The 17,762-nt window shown below is 53.8% G+C and carries 15 protein-coding genes and 1 pseudogene; 14 read left to right on the forward strand and 2 right to left on the reverse strand.

The annotated features are described in order from the left end of the window. Window positions 1-40: 40 nt before the first annotated feature. From C5F52_RS08070 to C5F52_RS08120, 11 genes are all read left to right on the forward strand, one after another. Entirely contained in the window at window positions 41-553 is a 513-nt protein-coding gene (locus C5F52_RS08070; protein WP_104797781.1) for a TRAP transporter small permease, read from the forward strand. 16 nt (window positions 554-569) lie between these two features. Continuing rightward, window positions 570-1,862 carry a TRAP transporter large permease gene (locus C5F52_RS08075; RefSeq protein WP_104797782.1) on the forward strand — a complete coding sequence of 431 codons (1,293 nt, stop codon included), beginning with the start codon at window positions 570-572 and terminating at the stop codon, window positions 1,860-1,862. Window positions 1,863-1,865: 3 nt separating this feature from the next. Next, complete coding sequence (gene otnK, locus C5F52_RS08080) at window positions 1,866-3,143, forward strand: 3-oxo-tetronate kinase (RefSeq protein WP_104797783.1); 1,278 nt, start codon at window positions 1,866-1,868, stop codon at window positions 3,141-3,143. A gap of 11 nt (window positions 3,144-3,154) precedes the next feature. Next, on the forward strand, window positions 3,155-3,847 hold the full coding sequence (locus C5F52_RS08085; RefSeq protein ID WP_104797864.1) for an aldolase: 693 nt from the start codon (window positions 3,155-3,157) through the stop codon (window positions 3,845-3,847). 11 nt (window positions 3,848-3,858) lie between these two features. Next, the gene (gene otnI, locus C5F52_RS08090) at window positions 3,859-4,704 is read left to right on the forward strand and encodes a 2-oxo-tetronate isomerase (protein ID WP_104797784.1); all 846 of its coding nucleotides are present in this window, start codon (window positions 3,859-3,861) and stop codon (window positions 4,702-4,704) included. A gap of 116 nt (window positions 4,705-4,820) precedes the next feature. Beyond that, the gene (locus C5F52_RS08095; protein WP_104797785.1) at window positions 4,821-5,657 is read left to right on the forward strand and encodes a shikimate dehydrogenase; all 837 of its coding nucleotides are present in this window, start codon (window positions 4,821-4,823) and stop codon (window positions 5,655-5,657) included. 30 nt (window positions 5,658-5,687) lie between these two features. Then, window positions 5,688-6,398 carry a response regulator transcription factor gene (locus tag C5F52_RS08100; protein WP_104797786.1) on the forward strand — a complete coding sequence of 237 codons (711 nt, stop codon included), beginning with the start codon at window positions 5,688-5,690 and terminating at the stop codon, window positions 6,396-6,398. Beyond that, window positions 6,391-7,737: a FecR domain-containing protein gene (locus C5F52_RS08105; protein ID WP_161499666.1), complete on the forward strand. Its 1,347-nt coding sequence runs from the start codon at window positions 6,391-6,393 to the stop codon at window positions 7,735-7,737. Before C5F52_RS08100 ends, C5F52_RS08105 begins: the two co-directional genes overlap by 8 nt. A 59-nt stretch (window positions 7,738-7,796) precedes the next feature. Next, window positions 7,797-9,908, forward strand: a complete 2,112-nt coding sequence (locus C5F52_RS08110; RefSeq protein ID WP_161499667.1) for a CHASE2 domain-containing protein — start codon at window positions 7,797-7,799, stop codon at window positions 9,906-9,908. Between the two features lie 98 nt (window positions 9,909-10,006). Then, window positions 10,007-11,086 carry a S8 family serine peptidase gene (locus C5F52_RS08115; RefSeq protein WP_104797789.1) on the forward strand — a complete coding sequence of 360 codons (1,080 nt, stop codon included), beginning with the start codon at window positions 10,007-10,009 and terminating at the stop codon, window positions 11,084-11,086. A 158-nt stretch (window positions 11,087-11,244) separates the two neighbouring features. After that, window positions 11,245-11,568, forward strand: coding sequence for a hypothetical protein (locus C5F52_RS08120; protein ID WP_104797790.1), 324 nt, complete (start codon window positions 11,245-11,247; stop codon window positions 11,566-11,568). 98 nt (window positions 11,569-11,666) lie between these two features. On the opposite strand, the gene C5F52_RS08125 is transcribed toward C5F52_RS08120, so the two are convergent. Next, window positions 11,667-13,121 carry an EAL domain-containing protein gene (locus C5F52_RS08125; protein ID WP_161499668.1) on the reverse strand — a complete coding sequence of 485 codons (1,455 nt, stop codon included), beginning with the start codon at window positions 13,119-13,121 and terminating at the stop codon, window positions 11,667-11,669. Between the two features lie 350 nt (window positions 13,122-13,471). Here C5F52_RS08125 and C5F52_RS08130 point away from each other — a divergent pair, with 350 nt between their 5' ends. From C5F52_RS08130 to C5F52_RS08145, 3 genes are all read left to right on the forward strand, one after another. Further along, window positions 13,472-15,061 (forward strand): thymidine phosphorylase family protein, encoded by a 1,590-nt coding sequence (locus C5F52_RS08130; RefSeq protein WP_104797792.1) that lies wholly within the window; start codon window positions 13,472-13,474, stop codon window positions 15,059-15,061. Next, on the forward strand, window positions 15,061-15,945 hold the full coding sequence (locus tag C5F52_RS08135) for a ribose-phosphate diphosphokinase (RefSeq protein ID WP_104797793.1): 885 nt from the start codon (window positions 15,061-15,063) through the stop codon (window positions 15,943-15,945). Before C5F52_RS08130 ends, C5F52_RS08135 begins: the two co-directional genes overlap by 1 nt. 562 nt (window positions 15,946-16,507) lie before the next feature. Further along, complete coding sequence (locus C5F52_RS08145) at window positions 16,508-17,230, forward strand: tyrosine-type recombinase/integrase (protein ID WP_161499669.1); 723 nt, start codon at window positions 16,508-16,510, stop codon at window positions 17,228-17,230. 153 nt (window positions 17,231-17,383) lie between these two features. Here the strand turns inward: C5F52_RS08145 and C5F52_RS08150 are convergent. Then, window positions 17,384-17,623, reverse strand: a pseudogene (locus C5F52_RS08150) (integrase core domain-containing protein); the annotation flags it as partial. Between the last annotated feature and the right edge of the window lie 139 nt (window positions 17,624-17,762).

Below are 17,762 nucleotides of genomic sequence, written 5' to 3' on the forward strand. Positions count from 1 at the left end.
CAAGGCCACCCGCCTTTTTTAAGTCTCTAAGGCTCGTGCTATGAAAACCTTTGAACGCTACTTTGTGGCCACCAACCGATGGATGCTCATCATCATGCTTGCCGTGATGTCGGTCATCATCTTTGCCAACGTGGTGCTGCGCTACTCCACCAACGTGTCCATCGAGTGGGCCGAAGAAGTGGCCCGCCATTTGATGATTTGGCTCACGTTCATTGGTTGCGGGCCTGTCTTGCGCTACGGCGGCCACATTGCCGTTGAAAACTTGCAAGACAGCTTGCCGCGCCCCATGGCCATCGCGCTACGCGCCTTCATTGCTGTGTTGCTCGCAGCTTTGTTTGTGTTCTTGACTTGGTATGGCATCGACTACATGGACCGTACCCAATACCAACAAACACCGGCCACGCAAATCTCATTTGCCTACATTTATGCCGCGTTACCGATTGGTGCAGCCATGACCCTGATTCACTGGCTGTTGATCGTGCGCGACTACGTGCTTGAACGCAAGTTCGCCGCTGACGCCCACTTTGACGCCACCGCCAGCGCGTCGCTCTGACCTTGATTGCACACTTATGAACGCCAGCGTCATTCTCCTTATTTCCGCCTGCATCTACTTAGCTGTGGGCGTACCCGTAGCTTTTGCTTTAGGGCTCTCCACCGTCACCGCCTTATTGGTGTCGGGCAACTTTCCACTGCTCGTCATACTGAAAGAAACCTTCACCGGCGTGGACAGCTTCCCGCTCATGGCCGTGCCGTTTTTCATCTTGGCCGCTGAACTGATGAGTGGCGGCTCACTCACCGAAGTGCTGCTGAAGTTTGCGGGCCAATTTGTGGGTCACAAGCGCGGTGGTTTGGGCTACACCAACGTGGTGTCGCTCACCTTCTTCTCGGGCATTTCTGGCTCGGCCTTGGCCGATGCCGCAGGCCCTGGCTCCATGCTGATTCGCATGATGGACAAAGCAGGTTATGGCCGTGCTTATGCTGCTGCATTGACCGCGTCGACGGCCATCGTCGGCCCCATCATTCCGCCATCGATCATCATGATCATTTATGCCTTAGCAGACGAAAACGTCTCGGTCGGTGCGCTGTTTGTAGCGGGCATCATGCCTGGCATCTTGATTGCAATGGCCATGTGCGTGGTCAACTGGCACGTCTCGAAAGTGCGCAACTACAAAGGCGATGACGAACAACCCAGCCGCAAAGAAATGTGGCTCACCACCTGGAAAGCCACACCCGCCATTTTGTTGCCGGTGCTGATTTTGGGTGGCATGCGTTCGGGCTGGTTCACCCCCACTGAAGCCTCCGTCGTGGCCGTGTTCTACGCCCTGCTCTGCGGCAAATACGTGTACCGCACCTTGGAGTGGAAAGCGGTGCCAGACATCTTGGCACGCTCAGCCATGTTGACCGCTTCGGTGCTGTTGATCATCGGCATGTCGGCCTCGTTTGCTTGGATCTTGACGATTGAAGGCGTGCCGCAAATCGTGGCCGGTTGGATTGCCGACATGCACCTCTCGCCTTGGATGTTCTTGATCGTCATCAACGTGTTCTTGCTGCTGTTCGGCATCTTCATTGAGCCGTTGCCAGGTGTGATGGTGTTGGTTCCCATCTTGGCGCCTGTGGCGGCCAAAGTGGGCATTGACCCGATTCACTTCGCGATGGTGGTGATTTACAACCTGACGTTGGGCATGATCACGCCACCCGTCGGCGGCTTGCTGTTCGTCACATCCAACGTGTCACGCGTGCCCTTGTCTGACTTGACACGCGAACTCACGCCTTTCTTGTGGGCGCACGGCGTCGTGTTGGTGGTGTTGACCTTTGTGCCCGCTTTGAGCAACTGGCTGCCGCACGTCATGGGATTCCAATAAACCATGGCCAAGCAGATTCACCTCGGCTGCATTGCCGACGACTTCACGGGCGCCACCGACCTGGCCAACAACTTGGTGCGTGCGGGCATGCGCGTGGTGCAAACCATTGGCGTTCCGACCGAGCCGTTGGCGGCCGATGTGGACGCCGTGGTGGTCGCCTTGAAGTCGCGCACCATCGCCCCAGCTGAGGCCATTGCCCAATCGTTGGCGGCGTTGGCGTGGTTGCAAGCGCAAGGCGCACAGCAGATTTATTTCAAATACTGCTCCACCTTTGACAGCACACCCACGGGCAACATTGGCCCCGTCACCGAGGCCTTGATGCAGGCCTTGCACACCGACTTCACCATCGCCACGCCCGCTTTTCCTGACAACGGTCGCACCGTGTTCAAAGGCTATTTGTTCGTGGGCGATGTGCTGCTCAATGAGTCCAGTATGAAGGACCACCCGCTGACGCCCATGACCGACGCCAATTTGGTGCGCGTCATGCAAGCGCAATGCCAAAAACGGGTTGGCTTGATTGACCACCGCACCGTGGCCCAAGGTGCCGCCGCCGTGCAACAACGCATCGGCGAGTTGAAGGCGCAAGGCATCGCCATCGCCGTGGTCGATGCGGTGTCCAACGACGATTTGCTCAAACTGGGGCCCGCGTTGAAAGGCATGCCGCTGCTGACCGCAGGGTCAGGCGTGGCCATTGGTTTACCGGCCAACTTTGGGCTTAGCCCCACGGCGCAGTCCAGCACCTTGCCTGCTGCGCAGGGTTTGCAAGCCGTGGTGTCGGGCAGTTGCTCGCAGGCCACCTTGCGCCAAGTGGCGCATTTCCAAGCCTCAGGCCACCCCGCTTTGGCGGTAGACCCACTGGCCTTAGCGCGCAGCACACAAGGCGGCGCCGATGTCGTGGCCAGCGCACTGGTTTGGGCGCAACCGCACCTGAGCACAGGCCCCGTGTTGATTTATTCATCCGCCGCGCCCGATGCCGTGAAAGCAGCGCAAGCACAGTTGGGCGTTGAAGCCGCTGGTGCGCTGGTGGAACACACGATGGCCGCCATTGCCAATGGCTTGGTCGCGCTGGGCGTGCGGCAACTGGTAGTGGCAGGCGGTGAAACCTCGGGCGCTTGCGTGCAAGCCCTGCACATCACCCAGTTGCAAATTGGCCCGCAAATTGACCCGGGCGTGCCTTGGTGCCACGCGCACACGCCCCATGGTGCGGTGCATCTGACCTTGAAGTCGGGCAACTTTGGCACAGACGACTTTTTCACCAAAGCATTTGCGCAATTGGCGTGACAGGCGTTGGCATGACCGCACTCACTGAAAACCAAGCCCGTGAAGAAATCTGTCGCGTGGGACAAAGTTTGTTTGCCCGTGGCTATGTGCATGCGACGGCAGGCAACATCAGCGTGCGTTTGGACGATGGTTTTTTGATCACGCCGACCGACGCCTGTTTGGGTTTTTTAGACCCCGCGCGTTTGTCCAAGCTCAACCTGCAAGGCGAACAAGTCAGCGGTGACCGAGCCAGCAAAACCATCGCGCTGCACACCCGCATTTACGCGGCAGCGCGTCAGTTTGACGCCCACATTCGCTGCGTGATTCACACCCACAGCACCCACTGCGTCGCACTCACGCTGCGCGATGACGTGACGCACACCACGGCAGAACCACGCGAACTGTTGCCCGCGGTGACGCCCTACTTCGTGATGAAAGTCGGTCATGTGCCGGTGATCGACTACCACCGCCCCGGTGCGGTGGCCGCAGCAGACGCGGTAGAACGCGCCATCTTGCGCTACGGCCAACAAGGCACACCGATTCGCGCCGTCATGCTGTCACGCTTAGGCCCCAATGTGTGGCACGACTCGCCCGCCTCGGCCATGGCCACGCTGGAAGAGCTGGAAGAAACCGCGCGTTTGGCCACGCTGACGCCCGCCCCCATTTCCCCCTTGTCACAGACCCAACTTCAAGAACTGCGCGACGCCTTTGGCGCGCGTTGGTAAGGACACGCCCCATGCCTCAATTCGCCGCCAACCTTTCCATGATGTACCCCGAGTTGCCGTTTCTGGACCGCTTTGAAGCCGCGGCCCAAGACGGTTTTACTGCGGTGGAATATTTGTTTCCCTACGCTTTTGCCAAAGAAGAATTGGCAGCGCGCCTCAAAGACCACCAGCTTCAACAAGTGCTGTTCAACGCCCCACCCGGCGGCACAGATGCAGCCAGCATCGATGCCGCATGGAACAGCAATACGCGCGGCACGGCGAGCATCCCTGGGCGAGAGGTTGAGTTTCGCCAAGGCGTCGAATTGGCGCTGACCTATGCCGACGCCTTGAACTGCCCGCGCATTCACCTCATGGCGGGCTTGCTTGGCGAGGGCCAGACACGCGCCAGCAACTTGAGCACCTATGTGGCGAACCTCCAATGGGCCACAGCCTTGGCGGCCAAAGCGGGCCGCGATGTGTTGATTGAACCCATCAACACCCGTGACATTCCGGGCTTCTTTTTGAACCGCCAAGATCACGCCCACGACATCATTGGCATGGTCGGCGCCGACAACCTGAAGGTGCAAATGGATCTGTACCACTGCCAAATCGTCGAGGGCGATGTGGCGAGCAAGATTCGCCAATACCTGCCCACCGGACGCGTCGGACATTTTCAAATCGCGGGCGTGCCGGAGCGCCACGAACCCGACATCGGTGAACTCAACTACCCGTATTTGTTTGCCGTCATTGACGAGGTCTCGCAGGCCTGCGGCTGGCAAGGCTGGGTGGGCTGTGAATACCGACCACGCTTGGGCGGTCAACCCGGCGGTACATCGGCGGGCTTGGACTGGTTCAAAGCCGCGCGCGCTGCGCACTGAGCCACACACATTCTTGGCGCAAGGCGACCGGCTCACCCGGCTGAGGCGTCGCCGATTCGTCAGCGAAAAGCGCCGTTCATTGGCTACCATTGCGGCTCTTTGACACTGAAAACAACATGGACAACACATTCATCATGGCGGGCGTCATGGGCTGGCCGGTGGCCCACTCGCGCTCGCCCCTGATTCACAACCACTGGATTCGTCAGTACCAACTGCGGGGCGCTTACGGCCTGTTTCCGGTCGAGCCCCACAACTTGGGTGACGCGATCCGCGGCCTCAAAGCCTTGGGACTCGCGGGTTGCAACCTCACCATTCCTCATAAAGTTGCCGCCATGGCTTACATGGATTGGGTGCAACCGCTGGCCCAGCGCATGGGCGCCATCAACACCATCGTGGTGCAAGCCGATGGCGCCTTGCATGGCTTCAACAACGACGGATTTGGCTACCTGCAAAGCCTGCGCGACGCCCAACCCAGTTGGCGTGCCGATGCGGGCCCCATCGTCGTACTGGGCGCAGGTGGCGCAGCGCGCGCCATTGTGTTGAGTTTGATGGACGAAGGTGCCACCGAAATTCGCCTGATCAACCGCACGTTTGGCAAAGCACAGGCACTGGCCGAAGAGTTTGGCACGCCCGTGAAAGCTTTCGATTGGTCGCAACGCCACGCAGCCTTGGCAGGTGCCGCTTTGTTGGTCAACACCACCAACCAAGGCATGCATGGCCAGCCCGAGCTAGATTTGCAGCTGCACGAATTGCCGGTCTCCGCCTTGGTGTCTGATGCCATTTATGTGCCACTGGAAACCCCCTTGCTCGCCGCAGCACGACAGCGAGGCAATGCCACCGTCAATGGCTTGGGCATGTTGCTCAACCAAGCACGTCCCGCCTTCAAATCCTGGTTTGGCGTGATGCCTGAAATCGACGATACGCTTGTAAAAGCATTAACCAACACTTTGTAATTCACTACATACGTCAATTAGAATAAATTGATGTATATAGGACTACTTGAAGACGAACCAGATCTCGCCCAACACGTGCGCGAGATTTTGGAGGGCGCAGGCCATGCCGTCAGCACGTTCAGCAATGGAGAAGACATGGTCAAGGCCATTGGCCGAGACACCATTGATTTGTTTGTGCTCGACTGGCGTGTGCCGCGCTTATCGGGCTTTGACGTACTCAAACACATTCGCCAAGTCAAATCGCTGCAAGAGCCTGTTTTGTTCTTGACCAGCCGCTCTGACGAACTCGACATCACCGATGCACTGAACGCGGGCGCCGATGATTACTGTGTCAAACCTGTTCGCCCTAAAGAGTTTTTGGCCCGTGTTGCAGCGCTGCTGCGTCGCACCTACCGTGACCGCAATGACGAAGAGAGCCTACGCACCCTGCTGGACTACAAGTTCAACAAAGTGGCCAACACCGTCACGTTTCAAAACAAAACGCAAACCTTGTCGGAAAAAGAATTCAAGCTGGCTTTGTTTTTGTTCGAAAACGCAGAGCGCGCCATCTCTCGCGAACGACTCACCCACGAAGTGTGGGGCAACGACATGCAGGCTCTGTCGCGCACACTCGACGTGCACATTGCTTGGATTCGCAAAAAGCTCGATTTATCGGCGACCTCTATGCACCTACGCCTGCGCCCCGTACACGGCTACGGTTACCGATTGATGACCGTTCATGAAGGACATCCCGATGACTAGACTCTCTCGTGGCTTAGGTATTTCATGGCTCGGTGTTACGGCGCTTTTCGTCACTCATGCTCACGCCTTGAGTGTGTTGCCCTCCGATGAAGCACAAGACTTGATCGCCTACAAAGTCAAATCTGGCGACACTTTGCTAGAGTTGTCACGCAAGTATTTCGTGTCTTCAGCAGGCATCAGTCAAGTCGCACGCATCAACCTGCTTGAAGATGCCGATCGCATCACCGTCGGGCAAACTTTGTCCATTCCTCGTCAAAGCGTGAAGCACTGGTCCTCCGTCGCGCGTGTGATGGGCATGTCATGCGCGAGCAGCTACAACCCAGAGCAAGGCAGTACCAAGCTGCTCGTTGGCACCCCTCTGCATGAAGGCGCCCTGATCAAAGTGCCCGCAGGTTGCCATACGGCGCTGTTGCTAGAAGACAGTTCCATCATGCGCTTGCCTTCTGGCGCTGTTCTGAAACTCAGCACCCTGCGCAAGAACGCACTAGAAAAAGCGCCAGAAGTGCGCTTGGAACTGGCCAATGGGCGTGTTGAACTTGATGTCATGAAAGAGCGCTCGCCCCTGACGCCCTTTGAAATTCGAACGCCACGCTCGGTCATGGGCGTGCGAGGCACCCAATTTCGCGTTGGCTTTTCACCAGAAACCCAAAGTAGTTTGGTTGAAGTCACCGAAGGCATTGTCAAAACTCAGGGCAATGCAGACCTCGAATCCGTTGACTTGACGCAGGGCATGGGCGTCACCATTGACCCCTCAGGCAAAGCCTCTGACCCCGAAGCTTTGTTGCCGCCGCCGCGCTATGCCAGCTTCTCCAAATCGGCCAGCCATCCAACCGAAGTGTCAGTGCAACTGCAGCACATGGACAACGCAGGCAGCTTTCAAGCCGACATCGCCACCACCGCCAATTTGAGTGGTCTGCGACGAACGCAGCAATGGGCCACCCCAGAGTTCAGAATCGACCGCTTGATCAACCAAGCGATGTTCTATCAAGTGGCGGCCGTTTCAAAGAACGGGCTTTTGGGCTCGCCTGCACTGATGGCTTTTTGTGCCGCCCCCGCCAGCACAGAACAAGCGCGATGCAGCGCCGTGTTTGACACGCCACTGGCCGATGGCTCATCCATTGCATTCACTCTGAATCGACAAAACGGCGCGCTTTACCAAGAAGTCATTCGCACCCACAACCTCACCGCGTTGAATGGAAAATTTGCGGTCAAAGACCTGCGCCCTGGTTATTACAACTGGTCTCTGTCCTACCCCTTGGCAAAAGCCTCGGCAGACCAAGCGGGTGTACATCAGTCTGGGGCTTTTGAATTGATCGCACTCCCCACGGCTGCGCAGTGAATAGCCGTCGCGAACAAAAGAGCTTGCTCAGGCGCGAATGGTGGCTCACGTCACTCTCCGTGCTCGGAATTCTCGCCATCCTGATATTTGCAGATTTAGCGCGACCATTCGGCAACGTCTTGTATGACCATTTGATGCGCTTACATGGGTTCAAAGCCACCCAAGACATCGTGATCGTGGCCGTCGATGATCGCTCGCTCACAGAGCTTGGAGGGTGGCCACTCAAACGCAATCGCTACACACAGCTGCTTGAACGGCTAGATGACGACCGCTATCGTCCTAAAGCGATTGGCTTTGATCTGCTTTTTTTGGATCGAAGCGATCAAGACCCTGCGTTTGCCGAACAAATGAAACGCCACAACACCGTCTTGCCGCTGGTGTTTGAACTGCAAGACGATGCGCGACATCACTTTCGCCCCACCCCACCCGTTGCACCTCTCGACGCGGCAGTGACGCTAGGGCACATCAACGCCTTGTTTGATGTGGACGGCGTGATCCGAGGTTTCCAAGCAAGAGAGCAACAATGGCCTCACTTTGCTTTCGCCTTGCAAGGACTGGATGGGACAAACACCAAGCCTTACCAACGGTTTCGCATGGTCGACCCAAGCATTGGTTTTCCATTGGTGTCACTGTCTGACGCCCTGACATCCAATGCTTTTTTGCCTTTGTTCAAAGACAAATACGTATTGATTGGCGTCACAGCGCCCAGTCTTGGCGATCGCTACCCCACGATCTACTCGGGCCAACACAACGCCAGCACACCCGGGGTTGCCATTTTGGCCAGCGTACTCAATGCATCGCTGAACCAAGCCTTGATTGATGTGGCACCGTCATCCATGGTGTTTGGTATTTCATGCTTCGCTGTCATTTTGATGCTTTTGAGCTTGTTGATCTTGTCGCCTCACCATGCCTTAGCGTTTGCTGTGACGCTGATGGCCATCAGCGTTGGCGCCAGCTATGCCGCATTGACGCAAGAAAATTACTGGCTCGATCCAACCGCATTTTTATTGGTCACCGTGATCTTGCAACCGCTTTGGGCTTGGGGACGCTTGGATGCAATTGTGAATTTCGTGCAAGAAAAAGCCACTTTGCTGCGTGAGTTCAGACACACGCATCGAATTCAACACGACATCGTGAACTCACATGAAGTGGTTTTACAGCATGCCAAACTGCTCGACCACGCCATCGACTCGGTGCGCAGCGAGCTGAACTTTTTGTCTGCCATCATTGATGAAATGCCCGACGCCGTGGTCATCTTTGACCAACGCGATGAATTACTGTTGAGCAACCAGCGCATCAAACAATTGCTCAACGAAACGCAGCTGACCCCAGGCAGTCAGCGGTCCATCTTTTTCGAAACCCTACAACTGCCTCAACCCTTGGCAGACTCAACCGCATCGCCCCCCTTTCAATTAGAAACATCGCTCGGTCTGCGAGACTTTTATTTGAAAAGCACGTCTGTCAACGCACCCAATGGCGAGAGTTTTCATCTGCTGATCTTGCTGGACATCACAGAGTTGCGGCAATACCAAAATCAACGCGACCGAGCGTTGCAGTTTTTGTCGCATGACATGCGAACGCCTCTCGCCTCCATCATGTCATTAACTCGCCCCCCGAAAGGCGTGATCGAAGATCCCCAAGCGCGTGTGCAACGGCAAAAGATTGTTCAGCATTCACAAACGCTGCTGCAAATGATGGACGACTTCATCCTCACCATCACGGCACAACAGCCTCACTACAGCCTGCAAACCGTGTTGGTGGATGAGTTGCTGAATGATGCCATTGAGAAAGTACGCGATCTCGCATTCAGCAAACAACTTAGCATCGTGGACGAGAGCGAAGCTTTGCCGCTTTTTGTGAAGGTGAACACCCGACTGATGGTCCGGGCTTTGGTCAATCTGCTAGTGAACGCTGTCAAGTTTTCTCCACAGCACAGCAGCATCACACTCCAAATTTCACAACCTTGTGTGCAAGAAGTTTGCATCAGCCTGAAAAATACCGTCGCGACAAAAACAGACGAACACCTGCTCGCTGGATTTGGACTCGGCCTAGATTTCATCGATACCGTGATCGACAGGCACCAAGGTCAAATCAAGCGCCACATTCCAACGCAAGGTTTGGCCACCATCACCATCACATTGCCTTGTGAAGCTGCAGTTTTTCAAGAATAAACCTACGTCAAATTAAAATTAAGTAGCTATTTTGTTTAAAATTGTCATGAATTAATGAATATTATCTAATTTACTTATTCCAACAACAAGGGAACTCAATGCGACGTTACGGTTCATTTCTCATTGCGACATTGACGCTAGCCATTAGCGCATCTATGGCGCAGGAGGCACCGTGGCATTTAGGGGCGGCTCGCCCAAAACAACCCGCTCCCGCAGCCATCAACACCAACCATGTCAAGCCCGGCTTGAACACGATCGTTGTGGCAGTCATCGACAGCGGCGTGATTGCCGATCACCCCAGTTTGGCAGGCGTGTTGTTGCCAGGCTATGACATGTTGTCGCCCCCCAATAATTTGCGAGGTGGTCGTTCTCCCAACTTCAGCCCTGATGAGCGCGAAGCACGTTGCGGTAACAAATTAATGTCCGCTGCTTTTCGCACACACGGCACGGAAGTCGCAAGCTTGGTTGCAGGCAATGGGGTCGATGGCGCTTTTGGCGTCAACACCTCAGCCCGAGTTTTACCTGTGCGTTTGTTTGGCGCATGTGGCATGAGTCGTAAAGATTTGCTAGACGCCATTGCTTGGTCAGCAGGTTTGCCGGTAGCAGGCGTGCCACTCAATGCCAATCCTGCGCGCATCATCAATTTGAGCCTAGCAGGCGGCAGTCCGGTGTGCGGCCCAGACCTCCAGCAGCTCATCCAAACACTCATTGACAGAAAAATATTCATTGTGGCCGCCGCTGGCAACAACTTTCAAAAACCGTTGCCCGAACCTGCCAATTGCCAAGGTGTGATTTCCGTTGGTGCCGTTGACGCTGAAAATCGAATTGAAGTCTATTCAGCACTAGACAAACGTACGGTGGTGTATGCCCCTGGTGGCGGCAAGAAGCTCAGCAGCGATGAGCCATGGAGTGTCAACAAGCTCAAAATTGCCACCTACGATTTAGATTTCTTTGGTTCTGAGCGGCCAATGACAGAATTTCGCGGCGTGGGCACCAGCTTTGCCGCCCCCGTTGTTTCCGGTTTTGTGTCTTTGTGGCTGTCACAACGCCCTGACAGATCGCCCGCTGATTTTTGGCAAGAGTTACCTAAGTTTTTACGCAACGTGCAGCAAAGTGACAAATGCCCTGATTGCGCACCAAAGGGTTTGACGGCTAACACCGCCATGTTGCAACCATGAAACTCCGGCTCACAAAACTAGCCCGCTGCCTAAGCACATTGGCACTCGTCACATGCGCCACATCTTTGTGGGCTGATCCAATTTGGCATTGCTCGCGAACAGGCAACACAGAGGCTCAAAACGTAGCTGATGCTTCGGAACAGTTTTCTTTGGCATCCATGAGCGCGGCGCCTGATGTCATTGGCGTATCGATTCGTGACTTGATCGACATTTACTCAGGTGTTCCTGTTCGCGTAGGCGATCTACCACTCTCTGCCTGCTTTATGCCGGGTCAAGACACGCTCAGTCTTGCCGCACTTCAATCACTCGGATTACAACCCTCGGCTATTCAAGCCTTGGCACGTAAAAGCGCCATCGTTCAGAGCAACCTTCACTTGGTCACGGATGAGCAACAAATGCGCGCCTGCATCAGCCGACACTTTCCAGCGGTCGGCTATTTGTCTAAACCCATAGACACGGACAAAGTGTTGCCTTGTTTTTAAGCTGTTGAAAGCATAAAGATGTGCAAATAATGCACACATCCTCTGTGCGAACTAATTTGTTCGACACGTTAAAAAGCCCCGAAGAGGGGCTTTCTTAATTAAGCAGTGATGGGTGATTGCGGAACAAAATCAGCCCCACGCCCAAGCGGCTCTGAGGCCCGCGCTTGAACAAAAGGCATAGGTACTGGCCCAATCAGAGAACGGCAAGCTAAAAACTCTGAGAACTCATCCGCAGACATGGCAACACCGCAATAAGCCCCCTGCCCCAAAACACATCCCATCGCGTGCAACGATTGGCGTTGTGCGGCTGAATTAACCCCATCGACCATGACATTCACATTCATGGCCATCGCAAACGCAGTCATCATGTGCAATGTGCTGCTGAGTTCGGCGTCTTCTGAAGCGATATCCAGCATTTTGTGATCTAGCTTGATCTTCCGAATGGGCAAACTTTGTAACAGCGCGACAGATTGATGGGTTGAACCAAATCGATCCAAAGTCAAACTCATGCCTTTATCTACAAAGTTTTGAACCGCTTGCTTCATCAATTCAGGCTGGCGCAACAGAAGCGACTCATTCACTTCAAATTCAATAAATTGATGTGGAAATTGAGCGGCAGCACACGCCTCATGAATTTGATCAACCACCGTCGGATTTTGCAATTGGCTGGCTGACAAATTCAGAGACAAAACCAAAGGACCGTGTTGACGATGCCAAATCGCAGCTTGCTGACAAGCGGTCGTCATCACCCAAGATCCAAAAGGTAAAAACATACCGCTTTGCTCAGCCAGCGCGATGAAATCTGCTGGAGAAATATTCAATCGCTGTCCAGATGGGTGCAGCCAACTCACCAGCACTTCAACACCAAATAAACCCTTGTCAGCCAAACGCATGATCGGCAGGTACTTCAACGTGATGTCCGCCTCTGTCAGTGCTTGGCGCATCGCGCTGTCTACATTAAACGTCGTACCACCGCCCCCAGATGAAGGAGGCTGCGTGATTTTTTCAATACGAATCTTGACATTGCGCTGTTTGACAAGCAGATACAGCGCGGCGAACACAAACAAGGCACCACCAAGCCAGACAAAATAAGGCGCGCACGAGGCCCACAAGTCGATCGACAAATACAAATTGGCAATGATTTGGGTATCAAACGACACCGGAACCATGATGTGAAGTTTGTTGTCATCCAAGTGCGTCGCCAATTCAAACTGAGCCTGTTGGGCGTAATCAACTGGCAAACCTGAACGCGAATAGCTGGCTAAAGTTTGGCCGTTGTTGGCCACCAGTTCAGCGACTTGCACACCAGGAACCCCCTCTAAAGACTTCATCAATGAAGCCACTTGCTGCTCGTCATTGAGCATCAACGCTGAAAGAATGCGCTGGGCAAAAGACGCCGCTAACTGCTCTTTGCTTTCGATCAGGGCGCTGCGCAAATTTAGAAACCCAAAAACACAGACTAGGATCGTGACGAGAACCAACACCACAACCATATAAGGGCGACGTCGCGCTTTGGTGCTGTGTCCTACCTGATCATGTTCCATGTTTTTCATCTCAAACTCCTGCCAATTCGGTATAGCGTCTTGCCCCTCTTTCACCCGCAGCATTCAATGCCTAGGTAGTCATCAAGGTCTCAAAACATGAACAAGAGTATTACACAGATAACTGTTAAGTATTAATTTAAATTGATATTTTTTAACTTTTACGCATTAAATCGACAATTGCTACATAAATCGTCATATCTTTCCCAACTGACACGCACAAAAACAAATCGCTGGCGCCTTAGAAAAATTGGCGCATCGATGCAAATACATGCTTCGTGGCCAGCTTGGTTGCCCCCTCTTGCTAGGCATTTTCTTGCCCATGTGGAACATGACCCAAATGGTCCGTTAACCTTGGACCTATGAGCAAACTCAAAAAGACGACGACGACGCCCCAAAGCGAATGCCCTGTCAGTGGGCGCCTGAGCTTGCGGCGCATGTCGATTGACACGTACCACGAGAACGTGGCGTACATGCACCAAGATTGCGAGATCTATCGCACCGAAGGTTTCAAGGCGCTGTCCAAAGTGGAAGTGTGCGCCAATGGGGCGAGCATTTTGGCTACGCTGAATGTGGTCGAAAACGGCGATTTCTTGACTTGCAATGAGCTGGGCCTCTCCAACGCGGCCTTTGCACAACTGGGTTTACCCAACGGTGAACTGGTGACCGTGTCACAAGCCGACCCGCCGGCATCGATTCAAGCCTTGCATCGCAAACTGGCGGGTGAACGATTGGAGCTCAATGACTTTCGCGCCATCATTCACGATGTGGCCGACCACCACTATTCCAAAATCGAACTGACCGCTTTTGTGGTGGCGACCCACCGAGACGAGCTGGACCGAGAAGAGGTCTACTACCTGACTCAGGCCATGATCGAAGCCGGACGACGCTTAGACTGGAAAGAGCGACTGGTGGTGGACAAGCATTGCATTGGTGGCATTCCAGGCAATCGCACCTCGATGTTGATCGTACCCATCGTGGCAGCGCATGGCATGGTCTGCCCCAAAACATCGTCGCGCGCCATCACCTCACCCTCCGGCACAGCAGACACCATGGAAGTGCTGGCCCAAGTCGAACTGCCTTTTGAAAAAATGGCAGCCATTGTGCGAGCGCATCATGGCTGCCTCACTTGGGGAGGTGCCGCGCATCTGTCGCCAGCGGACGATGTGCTGATTTCAGTCGAGCGACCTTTGTCTTTGGACTCGCCAGCGCAGATGGTCGCGTCCATTCTGTCGAAAAAGATATCCGCAGGCTCCACGCACTTGGTGCTGGACATCCCCATCGGACCGACCGCCAAGGTTCGCTCCATGCCAGAGGCCCAAAAACTGAGGCGTTTGTTTGAATATGTGGCGAACCGTTTGAAGTTGTCATTGGATGTCGTCATCAGCGATGGGCGTCAGCCCATTGGTTACGGCATTGGCCCAGTTCTTGAGGCGCGCGATGTCATGCGGGTGCTGGAGAACGACCCGCGTGCGCCCAACGATTTGCGCCAAAAATCTCTGCGTCTGGCTGGGCGACTGATCGAATTCAGCCCCGATGTGCGCGGCGGAGATGGGTTTGCAATCGCGCGCGATATTCTGGATTCAGGACGCGCCTTGAGCAAAATGAATGACATCATCCAAGCCCAAGGCGCCCACCCGTTCGATCACAACGATCTGAACTTGGGGCCTTTAAGTTTGGATGTCTGCGCCGAGCGGGCGGGCGTTGTCAGCAGCATCGACAATTTTCAACTCGCACGCATCGCAGGCTTTGCCGGAGCGCCCAAGGTTCGTCAAGCAGGTGTTGATCTGGTCAAAAAGTTGGGTGAAAAAGTTGAGCTCGGTGACTTGCTCTACCGCGTCTACGCGCAATTTCCATCCGATTTGCAATTCGCCCGTCAGGCCTGTCAAAAATCGACCGGCTACAGCGTTGGCAACGCGGACGATGTGCCTCATGCCTTTGTGGAGTTTTGATGCAAACGCCAAGTATGTTGCTTTACTTTGAAGACGAAATAGAATTGGCAACACAGATTGCGGACGCCGCAGGGTTATCGCGATGCCAAGTGGCGCTACATGTTTTTCCGGATGGAGAAATCAAACTTCGCCTGCCCCCAAATCTGCCACCTCGCGTGGTGGTGCTGCGCTCACTCAACAACCCTAACGCGAAATTACTTGAACTCTTATTGACCGCACGAACAGCGCGCCAACTCGGCGCCAAGCACCTCACGTTGGTCGCGCCTTATCTGGCCTATATGCGCCAAGATGTCGCTTTTTTTCCTGGTGAGGCCATCAGCCAAAAAATTGTGGGACAACACTTGGCTGATTTGTTTAATGCGGTGATCACCGTGGATCCGCACCTGCACCGCGTCGCAACATTACAAGAGGCTGTGCCAGCTCAACAAGCCTTGGCCTTAAGCGCCGCGTCTTTGCTGTCTGACTACGCGTTTCAGCAGTGCCCCGATATCTTGCTGATGGGGCCTGACGAAGAGTCCGAACAATGGATCACCGAGGCGTCCAAGCCACATGGGCTCGACCATGCGGTGTGCAAAAAAATCCGCCGTGGCGATCGACACGTTGAGATTGCTTTGCCCGACGTCGATGTGACCGGACGTGCGGTTGTCTTGTTGGATGACATCGCCAGCAGTGGGCACACCCTCGCTCAAACGGCGAGATTGCTGCGCCAGGCAGGGGCTCAGTCTGTAGATGTGGCCGTCATCCATGCGCTGTTTTCTGACGATGCCATGCAACTCATCCAGACGGCGGGCGTCAACTGCATTTGGAGCACCAACTCGGTGGTGCACAGCAGCAATTGCATCAGCATTGCCGGTTTGATCGCGCATGCACTGATGGATATCTGAGTTTGTTCGCTCAATTTTTTCGTATTATCTTGAAACCCGCTTAAAGCAAACACTGGCAGACATTCAGGTGCTGTCTGTGTTGGTGACGGACAGAGATGGGCGCGTTTTATCTCACTCACAACGTGCGTCGCCCAAGCACAAAGCCAGGCCACTTTATACGCACCAACAAATTCCTCTGCCCTCTGGCGCCATCAATGTGAGCATCGAACGCGATGTCGTGACCGAGTGGTTACGTCTAGATAGCGGCGTACCGATCGGTTGGCTTCTGTACGAGGCCTGATATAGATTGGCTAATGCCCGTCGACGGTGTGACTTTGACGATGTGTCTTGAAATACATCTTTAAAACACAGAAATGAAAAAAGCCGTTGATTAACAACGGCTTTTTAGGGTTTGCTGGCGGAAACGGAGGGATTCGAACCCTCGATGAGGCTCTACACCCCATACTCCCTTAGCAGGGGAGTACGTACCAAAGGAAAAACTCTACATAAAACGAACAAATTCATAGGCTTATAGAATAATTTACCTTCATAATTTACAAAAACCCACAGAAAACCCACAATCGTGGAAATTCTTAAAGGTTTACACATGACAGCACGAGAGTTCTCAGAAGATGGCGTCAGCAAGATCGTGCTGAAGTCTGGTCAGATTCGGTTCGAAGCACGAATCAATCGGAGCGGCGAAAAGTCAATTCAAAAACGCTTCACGAAAAAAAGTACCGCAATAGCTTGGCGCGAAGAACAACTCAAAACCCTAGCTAGGGGCGCCCCCATCACAAACGGCAAAAAATTCACAATTGACTCAGTGATTGACGAGTACCTCGCATATCGAGACACCACTATGCGTGAACAAGAAATCACGCTTGCAAAATTCAGCGACATTCGTAATCATGGTTTCGATTTGATAATTCCAAAATTGAACTCAAAAACCAAAATAAAACGAACAATTTTTCTATCTACAAAAGCTCGCCAAATCATTGCCTCACAAAAGCAAACTTGCCCTGCTGGCGAAGATCGCATATTTCACCAATTTCCATCTGCTGATGCTGTATGCGAAGCATTCATAAGCCTACGCAAGCGTGCAAAGGTCAAGAATTTTCGTTTTCACGACTTACGACACGAAGCGACGAGCAGGATGTGCGAGGACGAATCAATCAAGTTTGAGGACATTCTCGCAATGACAGGGCACAAATCTTTGGCAACATTTTTAGGATACATGCAAATGAAAAATCGCAGTGAGGAACTTAAAAAATTTCTCGAAGAAGAGGAGTGCAAGAAAAAAATCTAATCTTTCGAAAAAATCCTTCTTAGATCACAAAGCCAATCCCTTTTTTCGGCTTGGTCACTTTTTGAATCACTAGCTCTTGAGCTTGTTTATAAACAGCGCTTCCTATTGCTAGTTGAAGCTGAATCGCCCCGCATTTCGAGGAGGCCAGTTGGTTTAAGTTAACACTTCGGTGTTGGCCTTCTCAGCGAGTTGCCGATAGTAGTTGGCCTCAGCCTCGGCAGGTGGAATATACCCAATCGACTCCAGCAGTCGGTGGTGGTTGAACCAAGACACCCATTCAAGAGTTGCCAATTCCACAGACTCCTTCGTTTTCCAAGGCGCACGGCGGTGAATCAACTCGGTCTTGTACAGCCCGTTAATCGTTTCGGCCAGCGCGTTGTCATAGCTTGTTGAATTGCATCCAATAGTGAGCCACTAAACCTAGGTATTTGCATCCAAATTTGACCCACGTAGTCAAACTGTCCTGCTCAGCATTGAGCAGGAGGCACAGGAGTGATCAACGTGGCGTTATTAAGTGTGATCAGGCGGTGGC

The organism is Limnohabitans sp. TS-CS-82 (assembly GCF_002943475.1).